The organism is uncultured Sphingomonas sp., assembly GCF_964237335.1.
Taxonomy (GTDB): Bacteria; Pseudomonadota; Alphaproteobacteria; order Sphingomonadales; family Sphingomonadaceae; genus Sphingomonas.
The window spans coordinates 38,724-56,650 of the sequence record NZ_CAXSHM010000021.1 but is presented as its reverse complement, the minus strand read 5'-3'; the positions used below and the strand labels follow the sequence as shown (position 1 = coordinate 56,650).

12 protein-coding genes are annotated in these 17,927 nt (G+C 69.2%); 5 read left to right on the top strand and 7 right to left on the bottom strand.

The genetic code is table 11. The annotated features are described in order from the left end of the window. From ACFE65_RS11690 to ACFE65_RS11680, 3 genes are all read left to right on the top strand, one after another. A partial coding sequence (locus ACFE65_RS11690; RefSeq protein WP_375382535.1) for a hypothetical protein occupies nucleotides 1–835 on the top strand: 835 nt, incomplete at its 5' end. A gap of 160 nt (nucleotides 836–995) precedes the next feature. After that, complete coding sequence (gene ligA, locus ACFE65_RS11685) at nucleotides 996–3,116, top strand: NAD-dependent DNA ligase LigA (RefSeq protein ID WP_375382534.1); 2,121 nt, start codon at nucleotides 996–998, stop codon at nucleotides 3,114–3,116. Between the two features lie 178 nt (nucleotides 3,117–3,294). Next, entirely contained in the window at nucleotides 3,295–6,624 is a 3,330-nt protein-coding gene (locus ACFE65_RS11680) for a carboxypeptidase regulatory-like domain-containing protein (RefSeq protein WP_375382533.1), read from the top strand. A gap of 63 nt (nucleotides 6,625–6,687) precedes the next feature. Here ACFE65_RS11680 and ACFE65_RS11675 read toward each other — a convergent pair whose 3' ends face one another. The 4 genes from ACFE65_RS11675 to ACFE65_RS11660 form a co-directional block, all read right to left on the bottom strand. After that, nucleotides 6,688–9,000 carry a TonB-dependent receptor gene (locus tag ACFE65_RS11675; protein ID WP_375382532.1) on the bottom strand — a complete coding sequence of 771 codons (2,313 nt, stop codon included), beginning with the start codon at nucleotides 8,998–9,000 and terminating at the stop codon, nucleotides 6,688–6,690. Between the two features lie 61 nt (nucleotides 9,001–9,061). Continuing rightward, on the bottom strand, nucleotides 9,062–9,487 hold the full coding sequence (locus ACFE65_RS11670; RefSeq protein WP_375382531.1) for a hypothetical protein: 426 nt from the start codon (nucleotides 9,485–9,487) through the stop codon (nucleotides 9,062–9,064). 244 nt (nucleotides 9,488–9,731) lie between these two features. Next, complete coding sequence (recN, locus tag ACFE65_RS11665) at nucleotides 9,732–11,387, bottom strand: DNA repair protein RecN (RefSeq protein ID WP_375382530.1); 1,656 nt, start codon at nucleotides 11,385–11,387, stop codon at nucleotides 9,732–9,734. Nucleotides 11,388–11,497: 110 nt separating this feature from the next. Continuing rightward, entirely contained in the window at nucleotides 11,498–12,514 is a 1,017-nt protein-coding gene (locus ACFE65_RS11660) for an outer membrane protein assembly factor BamD (protein ID WP_375382529.1), read from the bottom strand. A gap of 96 nt (nucleotides 12,515–12,610) precedes the next feature. On the opposite strand from ACFE65_RS11660, the gene ACFE65_RS11655 reads away from it, so the two are divergent. Further along, a complete protein-coding gene (locus ACFE65_RS11655) occupies nucleotides 12,611–13,435 on the top strand; it encodes a phosphoheptose isomerase (RefSeq protein WP_375382528.1) in 825 nt (274 codons plus the stop codon). A 178-nt stretch (nucleotides 13,436–13,613) separates the two neighbouring features. Continuing rightward, complete coding sequence (locus ACFE65_RS11650; RefSeq protein WP_375382527.1) at nucleotides 13,614–14,813, top strand: glycosyltransferase; 1,200 nt, start codon at nucleotides 13,614–13,616, stop codon at nucleotides 14,811–14,813. A 73-nt stretch (nucleotides 14,814–14,886) separates the two neighbouring features. Here ACFE65_RS11650 and ACFE65_RS11645 read toward each other — a convergent pair whose 3' ends face one another. From ACFE65_RS11645 to secD, 3 genes are all read right to left on the bottom strand, one after another. Next, entirely contained in the window at nucleotides 14,887–15,261 is a 375-nt protein-coding gene (locus ACFE65_RS11645) for an Mth938-like domain-containing protein (protein ID WP_375382526.1), read from the bottom strand. Nucleotides 15,262–15,274: 13 nt separating this feature from the next. Continuing rightward, on the bottom strand, nucleotides 15,275–16,237 hold the full coding sequence (gene secF / locus ACFE65_RS11640; protein ID WP_375382525.1) for a protein translocase subunit SecF: 963 nt from the start codon (nucleotides 16,235–16,237) through the stop codon (nucleotides 15,275–15,277). Nucleotides 16,238–16,319: 82 nt separating this feature from the next. Beyond that, nucleotides 16,320–17,927, bottom strand: coding sequence for a protein translocase subunit SecD (secD, locus tag ACFE65_RS11635; protein ID WP_375382524.1), 1,608 nt, complete (start codon nucleotides 17,925–17,927; stop codon nucleotides 16,320–16,322).

The window sequence follows — 17,927 nt, the reverse complement described above, 5'->3', positions numbered from 1 at the left end:
CAGATACTCGCGCCCACCGCAACCCTCTCCCGCCAACCCCGTGAGCAGTTACCTATCTTGTAATCCAGCCTTGATATCGGCAGAGCTTTTGCGAGCTATGCAGGACGGATGGTGGGAAAAGGTCCCTAACCGCCGCTATTCGCGTTTTGATCCCAATATTGACCTGAATCACCGATCGGGCTCTTTCCAGGGCAGTCTTGTCGAAGAAAGCCAACCGGTGCCGTTTGCGATAAACGGGCTTCAGGGAGACCGCACCTTTGCTTCTGGCGATCCGCAACTCGTCACAGCGATCAACGTGTACGGGTTGTCGATGGTTGTGGTGGCCGCTTTCTCCTGCATCTGGCTTGCTCAACGTCTTCAAGTGTCACTATCACAAGTTTTACCCCTTATAGCTTACACAACATTCTTTTGGGTCATAGCGACCTCTGCCTTTGACGTTGCGCGGTCTCTTGCCTTGAGGTTTGACTTCAAATCATCTCTGTACTGGATGGAGTACGAGGGAAACTACACTGCTGCAGAAGTATCACAGGGTAACCGGTATAAATCCACGATCCATTCAAGCAGCCAGGTTGTTCAAGTTGAAGGCATGACATTCCGGCTATGGGTTGCCGAAGCTCATAGCATAACGTTCGGGAAGGATGCTCAGAGGTATATTTATTCTCTGATTGGGCTCCCGGATGTTGCATCTGCCTTGGCCAATCGTCTTCGAGACTTTGTTATGAATCAGTCGTCGCTTTTGTCTCTCGGTAGTCATAGCGATCAAGAGCGGATGCGAGCAGTAGCCCAGATGAACACGCAAGGCGGCGAAGCACCGCCCATGCTGACTCGCGATTAAGCTGGAGCGCCATCTGATTACCCCCTTTAGAAATCATCCTAACGACTGCTGGGCATCGATCGCCCTGGCACGACGCCGGGGTGACGGCGTGGGTCTCGAGAACCAGTCCCTCATCGCGTGCCGGGTTGCTGGTGGGGCCTAGCCTGCCTAACCCGTTCCGATGGCTGCGCCCGATCACGACTCGCCCGCCAGCGAGCTCGCCTTCCTCGCCGCCGAGATCGCGCGGCACGACCGGCTCTATCATGATGACGACGCGCCCGAGATCAGCGATGCGGACTATGACGCGCTCGTCGCGCGCAACCGGGCGCTGGAGGCGGCGCATCCCGGGCTGGTCCGCGCCGACAGCTCGTCCGCCCGCGTCGGTGTCGCCTCCGTCTCCCCGCTCGCCAAGGTCCGTCACGCGCTCGCGATGACGAGCCTCGACAACGCCTTCTCGGACGAGGAGGTGGCCGAGTTCGTCGCGCGCGTCCGCCGCTTCCTGCGCCTCGCCGACGACGAGCCGGTGGCGATGACCGCGGAGCCCAAGATCGACGGCCTGTCCTGCTCGATCCGCTACGAAGGCGGCGTGCTCGTCCAGGCGCTGACCCGCGGCGACGGGCAGGTGGGGGAGGTGGTGACGACCAACGTCCGCACGATCGCCGACGTGCCGAGCCACCTGCCAGCCGGGGCGCCCGACGTGTTCGAGGTACGCGGCGAGGTGTACATGGCGAAGGCCGACTTCGCGGACCTCAACGCGCGGCTGCTGGCGGAGGCGGACGATCCGGCCAAGGCGCGCCAGTTCGCCAATCCGCGCAACGCGGCGGCGGGATCGCTGCGCCAGAAGGACGCGGGCGTGACTGCCGACCGCCGGCTGCGCTTCCTCGCGCACGGCTGGGGCGAGGCGTCGGCGGTGCCGGGCGACACGCAGGCGGAGGTAATTGGCGCGATCCGCCGCTGGGGGTTTCCCGTCGCGGACGCGTTCGAACGGGTGGCGGACGCCGGGGCCGCGCTGGCGGCGTACCGCGCGATCGAGGCGCGGCGCGCGGACCTGCCGTTCGACATCGACGGCGTCGTCTACAAGCTCGACCGGCTCGACTGGCAGGCGCGGCTTGGCTTCGCCGCGCGCTCGCCGCGCTGGGCGATCGCGCACAAGTTCCCCGCGCAGCGCGCGCAGACGACGCTGGAGCGGATCGACGTGCAGGTCGGGCGCACGGGCAAGCTGACGCCCGTGGCGCGGCTCGCGCCCGTCACGGTCGGCGGCGTGGTCGTCACCAACGCGACGCTCCACAACGCCGACGAGATCGGGCGGCTGGGCGTGCGCCCGGGCGACCGGGTGGTGCTGCAGCGCACGGGCGACGTCATCCCGCAGATCGTCGAGAACCTGGCCCGCGACGAGGCCCGCGCGCCATGGGCCTTTCCCACCCACTGCCCCGAATGCGGATCGGAGGCGACGCGCGAGGAGGGGGAGGTCGATATCCGCTGCACCGGCGGGCTGATCTGCCCGGCGCAGCGGCTGGAGCGGCTGCGACATTTCGTCAGCCGGGGGGCGCTCGACATCGAAGGGCTGGGCGACAAGACGCTGGAGGAACTCCTGAGCCTCGGCTGGATCGCGGAGCCTGCCGACATCTTCCGCCTGGCCGCCCACCGCGACGCGCTCCTGGCGCGCGAGGGCTGGAAGGCGAAGTCGGTCGACAATCTGCTGGCCGCGATCGAGGCGAAGCGGTCGCCCGATCCGGTGCGGCTGCTGTTCGGGCTGGGCATCCGCCACGTCGGCGCGATCACCGCCCGCGACCTCCTCAAACGCTATGCCACCATGGGCGCGATCGAGGCGCTGGCGGATGCGATCATCGGCTTACGCGATGCGCTGGAACCCGTGCTGGGCGAGACGGATGCACGGCACGCCGCGCGGCTCGACAAGGCCGTCGCCGAGCATATCGGCGTGGAGAACGTCGGCGCCGCGGTCGGCCACGCGCTCGCCGACTTCTTCCACGAGGCGCACAACCGCGCGTTGTGGCAGGACCTGCTGCGCGAGGTGACGCCGCCGCCGTTCGTGCTCGAGGTGCGCGCGTCGGAAGTGAGCGGCAGGACGGTGGTGTTCACAGGCTCGCTGGAAACGCTGTCGCGCGACGAGGCCAAGGCACAGGCGGAGGCGCTGGGCGCGCGCGTCGCGGCGTCGGTGTCGGCGAAGACCGACCTGGTGGTGGCGGGCGCGGCGGCGGGATCGAAGCTGAAGAAGGCGGCGGAACTGGGTATCCGCGTGGTGGACGAGGCGGGCTGGGCGGCGATCGTTACCGCTCCCTGAGCGCGCCACACCGAAGTACCACTTGGTTCCTGCAAACCGATGCCTTTTTGCAACGCACCATGAGTCAAATGCGGCGAGGCGAAACACCACCTCCCGCGTGTCACCGAAACGAAATATCACGGCCCCAAGGCCTGACTCGGCGGCGCCCGGGACGGCCCGTCAAAGGGGAAATATTCCAATGCGTAACAAGTTCCTTCTGGGCGTGGCCGCGGTCGCGTTGATCGCACCGGCGAGCGCCATGGCTCAGGAGACGACGTCCACCATCCGCGGCGCCGTGACGGCAGGCGGACAGCCGGTCGCCAACGCGACCGTGCTCGTCACCAACACCGCCAACGGCGCGAAGACGCAGGCGGTGACCAGCACGGATGGCCGGTTCTCGTTCCCCGGCCTGCAGCCGGGTGGCCCCTATACGTTGGTGGTGACGAGCGCGCAGGGCAACAAGACCGTCACGGACATCTTCACGGTCAACCAGCAGCCGTTCGAAGTCCCCGTCGACCTGTCCGCCAACGAAACAGGCAACGCCGTCAACGGCACCGCCACGTCGACCCCGACGGACGCGTCGTCCCAGGACGTCGTCGTGACCGCCTCGTCCATCTCGCGCGCGGGCATCACCTCGACCGGGCCGCAGACCGTTCTCGACCAGCGCGACATCAGCAAGGTCGCATCGGTCAACCGCGACGTGCGCCAGCTCGAACGCCGCGATCCGCTCGCGCAGCTCGACCTGTCCAACGGCACCTATGGCGCGGTCAGCTTCGGCGGCGTCAACCCGCGCTTCAACCGCTTCACCATCGACGGCGTGACCGTCGGCGACACGTTCGGCCTCAACGCGGACGCGAGCCCGACCGGTCGCGGCCCGGTGCCCTATGACGCGATCGACTCGCTCAGCACCTCGTTCGCGCCCTATGACTTCCGCCAGACGGGCTTCACCGGCGGCGCCATCGACGTGCTGCTGCGCTCGGGCTCCAACAGCTTCCACGGCACGGGCTTCTATTCGGAGAGCACCAGCGGCATCCAGGGCAAGCAGATCGGCTCCAATATCGTCACGGTGCCGAGCTACAACAGCAAGACCTATGGCGCGACGCTGAGCGGCCCCATCATCAAGGACAAATTGTTCTTCATGGTCTCGGGCGAGCGCAACACCGACCCGCGCCCGCTGAGCCCGAACAACATCGCCGGCGTCCCGAACCTGACGGGCGCGCAGGTCTCCACGGTCACGTCGGAGGCGCAGAGCCTGTACGGCTACAACGCCGGTACCGTGCTCCAGCTGACCCAGAACAAGGACGAGAAGTACGTCGGCAAGATCGACTGGAACATCGTGGACGGCCAGCGCCTGTCGCTGACGTACATCAACGCGTTCGACCAGTCCGACTCGCTCCAGAACACCAGCACCTCGACATCGAGCCCCGCGCTCGGCCTGTCCTCCGACGCCTACCGGCTTAGCGAGGTCCTCCATGCCGGCATCGCGCAGCTGAACTCGGACTGGACCAGCAACTTCTCGACCGAAGGCCGCTTCATCTACAAGACCACCAAGCGCGGCCAGGATTCCGAACTGGGTCTCGGCTTCGCCCAGTTCCAGGTCTGTACCGATCCCACCAGCGCGCTGACGGCGAGCGGCGGCGCCAACACGTCCACGATCACGGCCTGCTCGACCGGGTCGCCCCGGATTGCCTTCGGCCCCGACATCAGCCGCCAGACCAACACGCTGTCCTTCAAGACCTATGAGGGATCGTTCCTCACCCGCCTGCGTCTCGATGGCCACGAGTTGAAGATCCTTGCCGACTACACGCGGAACTCGACCGTCAACAACTTCCTGCAGTATAGCGCGGGCGGCTATTATTTCGACAATCTGGCCGATTACGCGGCCAAGAACGCGGACTCGCTCACGATCGGCCAGGCGCTGAACGGCTCGCCCACCGGCGCGCAGGCCCAGTTCTCCTATGGCGAGTTCGCGTTCGGCATCCAGGACGACTGGCAGGTGAACGACAGCCTGCTGGTCACCTACGGCGTGCGCGAGACGTTATTCGCGCAGAGCAGTTCGCCTGTCCTCAACCCCTTCTTCGAGCAGCGCTACGGCTATCCCAATACGAAGACGTACAAGGGCCTGACCGAGTTCGAGCCGCGTATCGGCTTCAACTACCGCGTGACCAACAGGCTCCGGTTCCACGGCGGCTTCGGCATCTTCGCGGGCGGCAATCCGGACATCTATCTGTCCAACAGCTTCTCCAACACCATCCTGTCCAACCGCGTGACGTTCACGCGCGCGAACAACGCCGCGGGCTGCATCGCGAACGCGGGGACGGTGACCGCCGCCATCTGCCAAGCCGCGCTCAACAACGTCAACGGCGCGGCGGTGAACCCCCTCGTCGCCAACTACGTGACGACCAACACAGGCGCGCTGGTCAGTTCGACGACGAACGCGCTGTCGCCCAACTTCCAGCTGCCGTCGAGCTACAAGGGCACGCTGTCCGCCGACTATAAGGTCGGCGGCCTGACGCTCGGTCTGGACTACATCTACACCAAGGTCCGCAACGCGATCATCTTCACCGACGCGCGGTCGGTGGTGATCGGCACACTGCCCGACGGCCGCCCGCGCTATGGCTCGACGACGACGTTCAACGACACCAATTCGGACATCATCCTGAGCGATACGTCCAAGGGCTTCAGCCACATCGGCGTCGTCCGGGCGAATTACGACTTCCCGTTCGGGCTGTCGTTCGGCGCCAGCTACACGCGGCAGGAGGTCAAGGACACGGCGGCGGCGACGTCCTCGGTGGCGCTGTCCAACTACGGCAACCAGGCGGTGACCGATCCCAACTTCCCGGGCTACGGCACGTCGAGCGACGAGACCAAATGGCGGGTCACCTATTCGGTGGGCTTCGATCACGCATTCTTCCGCGACTATCGCACCGCGATCCAGTTGTTCGGCGACACCCGCGCAGGGCGGCCCTACAGCTTTACGATGCAGGACAACACGGGCACGCGTTCGCCGGTGTTCGGTACCATCAGCAACAACGACCGCTACCTGCTGTACGTGCCCACCAGCACCACCGACCCGCTCGTCAGCTACGATACCGCCGCCACGCAAGCGGCGGTCGACTCCCTCATAAACTCGACCGACCTGAAGAAATACCGCGGCAGCATCGTGCCCAAGAACACCGAGTTCAACCGGGCCTTCACCCGCATCGATCTCCATCTGGAGCAGGAAATCCCAACTTTCATCGGCAAGTCGCGCATCTCGATCTTCGGCGACATCGAGAACCTGCCCAACCTCCTCAACCACAATTGGGGCGGGCTGCGTCAGCTCGGCTTCCCGTACACGGGCTCGGTGGTGAACGTTCAGTGCCTCGCGGTCGCTACGCCGACGGGCACGGCGGCGGTGGCGGACACCAATTCGTCGCAGGCCTGCGCTCAGTATCGGTACAGTGCCGAGCGCGCGCCCAACACGGCGGCGGTCAGCTTGAACAACTCGCTCTACCTGATCCGCATCGGCGCGCGCGTGAAGTTCTGATCGCCGCCTGAGCGCCGAAAGACCCGCCGTTCCGCCCGGAACGGCGGGTTTTCCATGCCTGCGCTACAGCGACCAGCGCAGGTCGGCCTGGAAGCTGCGCTGCGGGAAGGGGTGGAACAGGTAGTAGCGGTCATCGCCGACGTTATCGACGCCCAGCCCCAGCCGGTAATGCTCGCCGACCCGGAACTCGGCGCGCAGGTCGACCACCAGATATTGGTAGAAGCCGCCGTACGTGTTGCCGACGATGTCGCTGCCGTCGAGCGTGCCGTATATCCGGCTGGCGTAGCGGCCCGCCGCGGTCAGCGACACGGCGTCGGTCGGCCGCCACGTGCCCACCAGCGTCGCCTTCCAGTGCGGCACGCCCGGGATCGCGTGGCCGACCGCGGCCGGGAAGGCGGCGTCCGCGCGGGTGATCGCGTCGGCGTAGGTGACGCTCGCGGTCAGATCGATGCGCGGCAGCACGTCGCGCCGGTCCACCGCCGCCTCCACGCCGCGCGCGCGGGTGCGGTCGACGTTCTGGACGAACGTGCCCAGCGCTGCTGCGCCGTTCACGACGATCGTCCCGGTCTGCGAGACGAGCGCGCCCGTCACGATCTCGTTGAACAGCGAAACGCGCGCCGTGCCGTGCGCGTCGCGCCGTTCGACCGCCAGTTCCTCCGACAGCGCGTGCTCGGGGCGCAGGTTCGGGTTGGGCACGGCGGCGACCGGCGTCGTCACGATCTGGTAGAGTTCGCCCACGGTCGGGAAGCGCCAGGCGTCGCCGAACGAGCCGCGCACCGTCCAGCCGGCCACGGGCGCCCAGGCGAGCGACGCCTTGGGGCTGGCGCGCGTCACCTGCTCGACGGGCTGGTTCGCGAAGATGGCGGGCGTGAGCGAGAAGTTCTGCCCGCGGTCCGCCGTCCAGCTCTCGACGCGCACCCCGGCGGTCAGCGTCAGCGGCGCTGCGATCCGCACCGCATCCTCGGCCCAGCCCGCGATCGTGCGCGTCCGCCCCGCCGAGCGCAGGTTGAGCTGGCCCTGGGTGCCCGTCAGCCAGTCGGTGGTCGCGTAGCGGTTGCTCGCCAGCGTGAACCGGTCGGCGTGGAGGCCGGCGGACAGCGTGTTGGTCGCGTCCGCATCGGACCGCCACGCGCCTTTCAGGTCCAGCGTCGCCCAGCCGGTGCCGTCGAGCCGCGTGATCGTCCCCGCGCCGCCTGCGAGCGCATCGGGCAGCGCGGTGGTCGGGATGCGCTGCACGTCGTGGCCGAAGCGATAAAGCGTGCCAATCGCCTGCCAGTCGAACCGGTCGCCGGTGCCTGTGGCGGACAGCGCATGGCTCCAGTGCCGCTCGGTATAGCGGTACACCCCGCCCGAGAACGCGCTGGCGGCGACGGGGTAGAGCCGGCCATCGATGTTGAACGATCCCGCATAGGCGGTCGCGCCGGTCGCGGCGTTGGTCAGGTACGATTCGGCGGACGCGGTCGTGTCGTTGCCGAACAGCGCGCCGACATAGGTCAGGCGGACGCCGGGCGCGATGTCGAGCGCGGCCTTCAGCTTCACCCGGTCCTGCACCTGATGCTCGATCGCGTTCGCGCCCAGCACGCGGATCGGGGCGCCGAGGCGGTTCACGTCGGCAACCGCGCCAGTCACCGGCGTACCGGCCGCTGACGCGCCGGCGGGCTGCGGCGCGGTGACGAGCAACAGCGGTTGGGCGTGGCTGTCGACATGGTCGACGCTGACGAACACCGACAGCGGCCCGAACCGGTCGCCGATCGTCGCGCCCAGCTGGTGCGTCGGCAGCGTCTCGCGCTGGCCGTACAGGTCCGACTGCTGCACGTTCATCGCCGCGGTCGCGGTCGCCTCCAGCCGGTCGGGCAGCCGTGTCGTGATGTTGACCACCGCGCCGATCGAATTGCCGGGGTATTGCGCCGAGAACGGCCCGTAGAGCACGTCGACGCGCGCGATCTCCTCCGTCGAGACGAGGCCCCAGCGCGGGCTGGCTATCGTGTTGTTGTTGCCGATCAGCGCCGACAGCAGCGCGCCGTCGGCATAGATCAGGCTGCGCGCGCTGGCGCCGAGCCCGGAGGTGCGGGTGGCGAGCGGCGCCTGCGTGTCGCCGATGTGGCGCTGGCGGATGATGAGGCTGGGCAGGTATTTCAGCGTCTGCTCGACGCTGATCGCGTTGACCGTCGCGGCGATCCGGTCCGCGTCGATGCTGGCGGTCGAGGCGGTCGGCACGGGCGCCGGGGGGCGCGGCTTGGCGCCGGTCACGACGACGTCGGGGTTGGTCGGATCGGGTTTCGGCCGGTCCTCGGCGCGGGCGGCGGCGGGGATGGCGAGGGCAAGCGCGAGCGTGGGCAGGCAGGCGCGCGTGGTCGCGCGGGGTCGGCTGGGCATGGTGGCCCCTTTCGTCTGGATCGGCAGATGCCGTCGCGCGCAGGGGCGCGACGGCAGGCGGTCAGGCGAGGGCGGGCGGTCCGGTCGAGGGCGGCGGCGGCGCGGCGAGGCCGCGGCCGCGGCCGGGCAGCAGGGCGGGCGAGGGAGCGGCGACGGTCGTCGCCACGATGCCGACGCCAAGCGGCGCGACGAGCGGCACGGCGAGGTCGACCGCCAGCGCGGTGACGCCGAACGGGCAATCGTGATCGGCGGCGGGCGCGGCGGGGTCGTGGTGCCCGTCAAGCGAGGTGGCAACCATCGCCATACCGGGCATCGCCCCGCCCCCGGCGACTGGCCCGCTACCGGGGCAGAGCACCAGCCGGGTCGCGCCGTCGGCTCCCGTCATCGGCATCCACCCCGCCGGCACCGCCGCACGCACCGCCATCGCCAGCGCGACGAGCAGGAGCAGCAGCGCCCGGTGCGCGGGGGTCAGACGGCGAAGGTCCACGGCCGGTCTCTGGACGGGGGGAGCGGCGCGGGCAAGGTGGATCGTCACCCGCACCCGTCACTCCGGCCTCCACCCCGGCGAAGGCAGGGACCCAATTGCGACGCAGTCGGTCACGGAGCGCGGGCTCTCGATCACCGGTCGTCTCGCGACTGGGCCTGGCCTGCGCCGGGGTTGGAGAGCCAAGCCGCGGTGGGAGATACCTAAACCGGGGTGGAGGGAGGGCCAAGCCGCGCTGGAGGGAGGGCTACGCCGTCTCCAGCAGCCGCTCCGCCTGCGCGCGCGCCTCCGGCGTGATCGTGGCGCCGGACAGCATGCGGGCGATCTCCTCGCGGCGTTCGTCGTCGCCCAATTGGCGCACGCCGGTGCGCGTGACGGTGCCGTCGTGGCTCTTGGCGATCAGCAGATGCTCCGCGCCGCGCGCCGCGACCTGCGGGCTGTGCGTCACCACCAGGAGCTGGGTGCGCGTCGCGAGCCGCGCCAGCCGCTCGCCGATCGCGCTGGCCACCGCGCCGCCGACGCCGCGGTCGATCTCGTCGAACACCATCGTCCCCGCCGCGCCCTCCTCGGCCAGCGCGACCTTCAGCGCCAGGATGAAGCGCGACAGCTCGCCGCCGCTGGCGATCTTGACGAGCGGCGCGAACGGCGCGCCGGGGTTGGTCGCGATCTCGAACTCCACCCGGTCGCGGCCCGCGCCCGACCAGCCGTCCTCGCCCAGGCCAGCGACGACGGTGCGGAAGCGCGCGGCGTCCAGCTTCAACGGCGCGAGCTCGCCCGCCACCGCCGCGTCGAGGCGTTTGGCGGCCTCGACGCGCGCCTGCGATACGCGCGCGGCCGCCTTGTCGTAGGCCGCCCGCGCGTTCGCCACCGCGGCGTCCAGCGTCGCGACGCCGCCCTCGCCCGCCTCCAGCCGTTCCAGCCGCCCGCGCAGATCGTCGGCGAGCGCGGCGAGATCGTCGGGCTGCACCCGGTGCTTGCGCGCCATGCCGCGCAGCTCGAACAATCGCGCCTCGTCGTCCTCCTGCGCGCGCGGGTCGAAGTGGAGCGCGCGGCGGGCCTCCAGCAGCTTGTCCTCCGCCACCGCGCCCTCGATGATCGCGCGGTCCACCGCCGCCATCGCTTCGGCCAGCAGCGGATGATCGTCGGCCAGCCGGCCGAGCACCCGCGCCGCCTGGCGCAACTGCGCGAGCCCGCCGTTCGAGCCCTCCAGAAAGCCCTCCGCCGCTTTCAGATCGTCCGCCGCCTTTTCCGCGCGCTGCATGCCGCGGCGGCGATCGGCGAGCGCCTCCTCCTCGCCCGGCTCGGGGGCGAGCCTGGTCAGCTCGGCGGCGGCATGTTCCAGCCAGTCGCGATCACGTGCCGCGGCCTCGATCTCCGCGCGCGCCGCGCCCAGCGCCGCCGCCGCCTCGCGCCAGTGCCGCCACGCCGTCGCGACGGGAGCGGTGTCGACGCGGCCGAACGCATCGAGCAGCGCGCGATGGCCGCGCGCGTTCAGCAGGCCCCGGTCGTCGTGCTGGCCGTGGATCTCCACCAGCCGCGCGCCCAGCTCGCGCAGCAGCGCCGCCGATGCCGGCTGGTCGTTGACGAAGCCGCGGCTGCCGCCGTCCGCCTTGACGATCCGGCGCACGATCAGCGGCTCGCCCGCATCGGCATCCAGGCCGTTCTCGGCGAGCAGCGCGGCGGCGGCGGGGGGCGCGTCGAAGCTCGCCGTCACCACCGCCTGCGCGGCGCCGTGGCGCACCAGCCCGCTCTCGCCGCGCCCGCCAAGGGCGAGGCCCAGCGCGTCGAGCAGGATCGACTTGCCCGCCCCCGTCTCGCCGGTGAGCACGCCCAGGCCCGCGCCGAACTGAAGGTCCAGCGCCTCGATCAGGACGACGTCGCGGATGGAGAGCGCGGTCAGCATCGCTGCGCATGTAGCGCGAGTCGGCCGGAACAAACAGGGGTTGATCGGAGCGACGATCAGGACCGGGCTCCGGCCCTCGCCGGGGAGGGGGAAGGCTGGTCGCCGTCCGCTCAGGTGGTCGGCTGGGCTGCCGAGCCGCCGGCGGTGCCCGGCGCGCCGGCACCCGCGCCCGTGCTGCCGGCGCCGCCGGACGCGCCCGCGCCGCCGTCCGTCGTCGCAGGGGTGGGCGAGCCCGGCGCGGAAGCCGCGCCGCCGCCCGTGTCGCCCGCGGCCGGGGTGCCGGGCGGCCCCTTGGGCTGCACTGCCGCCTTGTTGGGGACGATCAGCGTGCCCGCCGGGAGCGGTGCGACCGGCGTGCCGGGGTGTTCCTTCATCAGTTTGTAGGCGTGCGCGTACCAGTCCGACCCCGGATAGTTGACGCCCAGCACCGCCGTGGCCTGTTGCGCCTCGACGGGGGTGCCGAGCGCGAGATACGTCTCGGTCAGCCGCATCAGCGCCTCGGGCGTGTGGGTGGTCGTCTGATAGTCGTCGACGACGTGGCGGAAGCGCATGGTCGCCGCGAGCCACTGGCCACGCCCTTCGTAGAAGCGCCCGATCTCCATCTCCTTGCCCGCGAGATGGTCGCGGACCAGGTCGATCTTCAGTCGCGCGTCGGCGGCGTATTTGGTGTTGGGATAGCGGCGGGTCAGTTCGCCAAGCGAATCGAGCGCCTGCTGCGTGATCTTCTGGTCGCGCGTGACGTCATTGATCTGCTCGTAATAGCCGAGCGCGACGAGATAATAGGCATAGGACGCGTCGCGATTGCCGGGATGCACCGCCAGGAACCGCTGCGCCGACTGGATCGAATTGGTGTAGTCCGCGCCCTCATAGTAACTGAACGCGCTCATCAGCTGCGCGCGTCGGGCCCAGATCGAATAGGGATGCTGGCGCTCGACCTCGTCGAACAGCTGCGCCGCTTCCTTATACTGGTGGCGGTCGAGCCGGACGCGCGCCGCCGAATACAGCGTGCCGACGTCGCGCGCGACATAGGGCAGGTCCGCATTCTTCTTGGCCCGCCCGCAGCCGGCGAGTGGGAGGGCGGCGGCGACGGCGAGCAGGGCCGCGGTACGGAACAGGGTAATGCGCATAGGGGTTTGCCCTAACGCAATGTACCCCGTGGGAACAATCCCACAGCGTATGACGTGGGAACAATCCCACAGTGGTCTGTCTTGAGGAGTTTCGCCATGCCTGCCACGCTGCTCGCCACCAAGCGCGTCGAAAAGCCCTGGGGACGCCACCACCTGTATCCCGGCTTCCCCGACGCGCCCGAAGCGGGCGAGAAAGTGGGCGAGGTGTGGTTCCAGCCGGCCGAGCCCGAGGCGGCCGAAATGCTGATCAAATACCTGTTCACCAGCGAGAAGCTGTCGGTCCAGGATCATCCGTCGGACGAGGAGGCGCACAAGCGCGGGCTCCCGAGGGGCAAGGACGAGTGCTGGACGATCCTGACCGCCGAGCCCGGCGCGACCATCGCGGTCGGCCCCAAGCGCGAGATGACCAAGGATGAGCTGCGCGAGGCCGCGGAGAACGTGACGCTGGAGGACAAGCTCGACTGGCGGCCGGTGAAGGCGGGCGATTTCCTCTATTGCCCGAGCGGCACGATCCACGCGATCGGCGGCGGCATCACCTGCATCGAGGTACAGCAGAACTCCGACACCACTTATCGCCTCTACGATTACGGCAGCGACCGCGAGCTGCACCTCGACGACGGCGTCGCGGTCGCGCACCTGACGCCATACGTGCCGATCACGAGCCCGGGGCAGGTGACGCCGGACCGCCGGATCCTGGTCGAGGGGCCGCGGTTCGTGCTGGAGCGCTGGCCGGGCGGGGAGCACGAGATCGCACTGCCCGAGGGCAAGACGGGCTGGCTGGTGCCGATCACCGGCGAGGGCGTCGTCGCCGGCGTGGCGTTCAAGGCGGGCGAGTGCGTGACGGTGACGGGGCCCGAACAGGTACATGCGTCGTCGGATGCGGACATGCTGTTCGCGTATACGGGGACTGCGCGGATGTGAGGGGGGAGGAAGCCCCCCTTCTCCTTCTCCGTCTACCCTGAGCTTGTCGAAGGGCTGCCCTTCTTCCAACCGTCGCAAGAAGGACATTGCTTCGACAAGCTCAGCATGAACGGGGGGTGGGGGCGATGCGCCTTGGACCAGATGCAAATCGCTAACCACCATCCGCTAACCCCGCCCCATGCTCCGCGTCCTGACCCTCTCCACCCTGTTCCCCGATGCGAGCCGGCCCAATTTCGGCGTGTTCGTCGAGCGGCAGACGCGGGGGCTCGCGGCGCTGGCGGACACAGAGGTCCGGGTGGTGGCGCCGGTCGGGCTGCCGCCCTGGCCGCTGGCCCGGATGGCACGCCACCGATCGCTGGCCGCCTTGCCGTCGCGCGAGACGTGGAAGGGGCTGGACGTCACCCGCCCGTGCTTCCCGGCGCTGCCCGTCACGCAGGGCCGTTTCCACGCCCGCCTGCTCGCCCGCGCGCTGGTGCGGCATGTGGACGCGATTCGGCGCGACTTCGCGTTCGACGTGATCGACGCATCGTTCTTCTTCCCCGACGGGCCGGCGGCGGTGGCGCTGGGGCGGCGCTATGGCGTGCCGGTGTCGATCAAGGCGCGCGGCGCGGACATCCACCACTGGGGTCGGGCTAGACCGACCGCCCGTGAGGTGCTCGACGCGGGACGCGCGGCGTCCGGCCTGCTCGCGGTGTCGGCGGCGATGAAGGCGGACATGGTCGCGCTCGGCCTGCCGGCGGACGCGATCCGGGTGCACTACACCGGCGTCGACCTCGACCGGTTCGCGCCCGGCGACCGGCCGGCGCTCAAAGCCAGGCTGGGAGTGGCCGGTCCACTGGTGGTGTCGCTGGGCGCGTTGATCCCGCGTAAGGGGCATGACGTGGTGATCGAGGCAGTGGCGCGGCTGCCCGGCACGACGCTGCTGGTGGCGGGCGAGGGGCCGGAGCGCGGCCGCCTCGCTGCGCTGGCCGAGCGGCTTGGCGTCGCCGATCGGGTGCGGCTGATCGGCCCGGTGCCGCATGCCGAGTTGCCGGCGCTGCTCGCCGCCGCCGACGTGATGGCGCTAGCGTCTTCGTCGGAAGGGTTGGCCAACGCCTGGGTCGAGGCGCTCGCCTGCGGGACGCCGGTCGTCATCACCGACGCGGGCGGTGCGCGCGAACTGGTGACGTCGCCAGTTGCGGGGCCGGCCGCGGGGCGGGTGGTGGAGCGGACCCCGGCGGCGTTCGCAGCGGCGATCGCGGAACTGCTAGGCGACGCGCCCGATCCGGCGGTGGTGCGGGAGGCGGCGGCGCGGTTCACGTGGGACGCGAATGCGGTGGCGCTGCGGGCGCATCTCTCTGCCCTCGCAGCCAAAGCGCTCCAACACCGTTCGTGCTGAGCCTGTCGAAGCACCTGGGCAAACGCTGCGCTTGGGGCATGTCCTTCGACAAGCTCAGGACGAACGGACTAGGTTAGAGCGGATAGATCGCCGCAGCCACCAGCCGCCCCTCGGCGCGCAGCACGCCCCAGGCGCGCGCGGCGGCGCGGCTATCCATCGGCTCGATCCCGGTGCCGCGCGCCTCCAGCGCCGCGACCAGCGCGCGCGGCGGGCGGGCGAGCGTCGGGCCGGTGCCCAGGATCACGAACTCCGGCAGCCGCGCCAGCAGCGGCTCGATCGCGGCCATGTCGAGCTCGGCGAGCGGCGGCGGGGACCAGCCCTGCGACCATTCGGCGGTCAGCAGCACCGCTGCGTGCACCTCCTCGCCCACCCGGAACCCGGCGGCGGAGAAGCCGTGGATCAGCGGGCCTCCTGCGCGCTCCTCGCGGTGCATGTGGAGGTCGGGCATCAGGCCCCAATCGTCACGAGCGGGGCCGGACCCGCTCGGCGCCCGTCGCCGGCGTGGCGCGCACCGCCTTGGGCTCCGCGCGCAGGCCGAGCGTGATGAGCAGCGACGACGAGACATAGATCGACGAATAGGTGCCGACGACCACGCCCAGGATCATCGCCGCCGTGAAGCCGCGCAGCACGTGCCCGCCGAACAGCAGCAGCGCGACGAGCGCGATCAGCACGGTCAGCGACGTCATCACCGTGCGCGGCAGCGTCTCGTTTACGCTCAGGTCGATGATCTCGCGCATGTCCATCTTGCGATAGCGGCGCATGTTCTCGCGGATGCGGTCGTCGATCACGATCTTGTCGTTGATCGAATAGCCGATGACCGTCAGCACCGCGGCGACGATGTTGAGGTCCACCTCCATCCCGGTTAACGCGAAGAAGCCGAGCGTCATCAGCAGATCGTGCGTGATAGCGACGAAGGTCGAGACGCCGAATTGCCACTCGAAACGGAACACGCCCCATAGCGCAATGCCGAACACCGCCAGGAACACGGCGAGGCCGCCTGTCCACAACAATTCGCCAGACACCTTGCTGCTAACCGAATCCTGACGCGCCAGCGTCGCGCCCGGGAACGCCTTGGCCAGGGCGCCCTGCACCTTGTTGACGACCGCGTTGGTGGCGCCCGCATCCTGGCTCGCCGGCGGGGGCAGGCGGATCGCCACGGTGTTGCCGTCGGCATATTGCTGAAGCGAGGCCTGGCCGACCCCGAGATTGTCGACGAGGCTGCGCGCGCGCTCGACCGGCGGGGCGCCGGCGAACCGCTCCTCGATCATCAGCCCGCCGCGGAAGTCCACGCCGAGGTTCAGCCCCTTGAACGCGACGAGCGCGACGGCGGCGATCGACAGCAGCATCGTGACGGCGAACGCCCATTGGCGCAGCCGGACGAAACGGATGTTGGTGTTGTCGGGGACGATCTTCAGGAGGCGCATCGGAAACTCCCGTCACCCCAGCGCAAGCTGGGGTCGCGTCGTTGCGGGGCGACCCCAGCGTTCGCTGGGGTGACGACGACAGTCATATCGTGATGCTCGTCGGCCGCGTGCGGCGGAGCCATTGCGCCGTCAGCATCCGCGTGAACAGCACGGCGGTGAACACGCTGGTGCAGATGCCGATCAGCAGCACGACCGCAAAGCCCTTCACCGGGCCCGAGCCCAGCAGGAACATGATGATGCCCGAAATGGCATGGGTCGTGTTCGCCTCGAAGATCGTGCGGCTCGCCTCCTTGTAGCCGAGGTCGACCGCCTGGACGACGTTGCGCCCGCGCCGTCGCTCCTCGCGGATGCGCTCGTTGATCAGCACGTTGGCGTCCACGGCCGTCCCGATCGTCAGCACGAACCCCGCGATGCCCGGCAGCGTCAGCGTGCCGTTGAGCAGCGCGAGCACGCCCAGGATGACGAAGATGTTGATGACGACGGCGAAGTCCGCATACAGCCCGAACCGGCCGTAGGTCAGAGCCATGAACGCGATCACCGCGACTGCCGCGATCACCGAGGCGACGATGCCCGCGTGGATCGAATCCTTGCCCAGGTCTGGTCCTACGGTGCGCTCCTCCACCACCTTGAGCGCGACGGGCAGCTTGCCTGACCTGAGCTCGATCGCGAGCTGGTTGGCGGATGCGACGGTGAAGCTGCCCTCGATATACCCCTGGCCGCCAAGGATCGGGTCATTCACGACAGGTGCCGTGATAACCTGATTGTCCAGGATGACCGCGAACCGCTTGCCATGATTGGCTTGGGTGAAGGCCGCGAACTTGCGTCCGCCCTGACTGTCGAACGTGAAGTTGACGATCGGGGCATTGGTGTCGGGCTTGAACCCCTGGCTGGCGTTGACGAGCTGGTCACCGGAAATCAGCGTCTCGCGCTTCAACGCGATGCGGCTGGTGGCGGCCGCGCCGTTCTGCTCGACGTACGGCAGGATCACGTCGCCGATCGGCGGCTGGTTCTTCGCGACCAGCGCAGGGTCCGCCGTGTCGTCGACCAGCTTGAACTCGAGCTTCGCGGTCTTGCCCAGCAGCTCCTTGAGCGCAGTAGGATCCTTCAGCCCCGGCACCTGCACGACGATCCGGCTCGCGCCCTGGCGGACGATCGTCGGCTCGCGGGTGCCGAGCTCGTCGATGCGGCGGCGCACCACCTCGGTCGCGCTGGTCATCGCGTTGTCGACCGCCGCGTCGATCCCGGCCTTGGTCGGTACGATCACGAAGCGCGAGGTGTCCACCACCTGCAGGTCGTACTCGCGCTGGCCGGTCAGCCCCGCGCCCGTGCCGATCAGCGGCAGGATGCGCTCACGCGCCGCGTCGACTTGGCTCGGGTCGCGCAGCAGGAACGACACACGCCCGCCTTGCGTCGAGATGTCGCCGATCTCGATCCGCGGGTTGGTGCGCAGCGCCGTCGACACCTGGTCGCGCATCTGCTCCAGCCGCGTCGCCACAAGGTCGTTGGTGTCCGCCTCCAGCAACAGGTAGCTGCCGCCGGCGAGATCGAGGCCCAGGTTGATGCGCGGGTGCGGGATGCGGCCCCAGCCGTCGGTCATCCGCTCCGGCAGCAGGCTCGGGATCGCCAGCGCGACGAGCGCGACGATGACGAACCAGATCGAGACGACCTTCCAGCGCGGGAAATCGAGCAT

Coding starts and splice junctions, on each gene's coding strand:
- ligA (WP_375382534.1), top strand. CDS start 996: ATGGCTGCGCCCGATCACGACTCGCCCGCCAGCGAGCTCGCCTTCCTC.
- ACFE65_RS11680 (WP_375382533.1), top strand. CDS start 3,295: ATGCGTAACAAGTTCCTTCTGGGCGTGGCCGCGGTCGCGTTGATCGCA.
- ACFE65_RS11675 (WP_375382532.1), bottom strand. CDS start 9,000: ATGCCCAGCCGACCCCGCGCGACCACGCGCGCCTGCCTGCCCACGCTC.
- recN (WP_375382530.1), bottom strand. CDS start 11,387: ATGCTGACCGCGCTCTCCATCCGCGACGTCGTCCTGATCGAGGCGCTG.
- ACFE65_RS11660 (WP_375382529.1), bottom strand. CDS start 12,514: ATGCGCATTACCCTGTTCCGTACCGCGGCCCTGCTCGCCGTCGCCGCC.
- ACFE65_RS11655 (WP_375382528.1), top strand. CDS start 12,611: ATGCCTGCCACGCTGCTCGCCACCAAGCGCGTCGAAAAGCCCTGGGGA.
- ACFE65_RS11650 (WP_375382527.1), top strand. CDS start 13,614: ATGCTCCGCGTCCTGACCCTCTCCACCCTGTTCCCCGATGCGAGCCGG.
- ACFE65_RS11645 (WP_375382526.1), bottom strand. CDS start 15,261: ATGCCCGACCTCCACATGCACCGCGAGGAGCGCGCAGGAGGCCCGCTG.
- secF (WP_375382525.1), bottom strand. CDS start 16,237: ATGCGCCTCCTGAAGATCGTCCCCGACAACACCAACATCCGTTTCGTC.
- secD (WP_375382524.1), bottom strand. CDS start 17,927: ATGCTCGATTTCCCGCGCTGGAAGGTCGTCTCGATCTGGTTCGTCATC.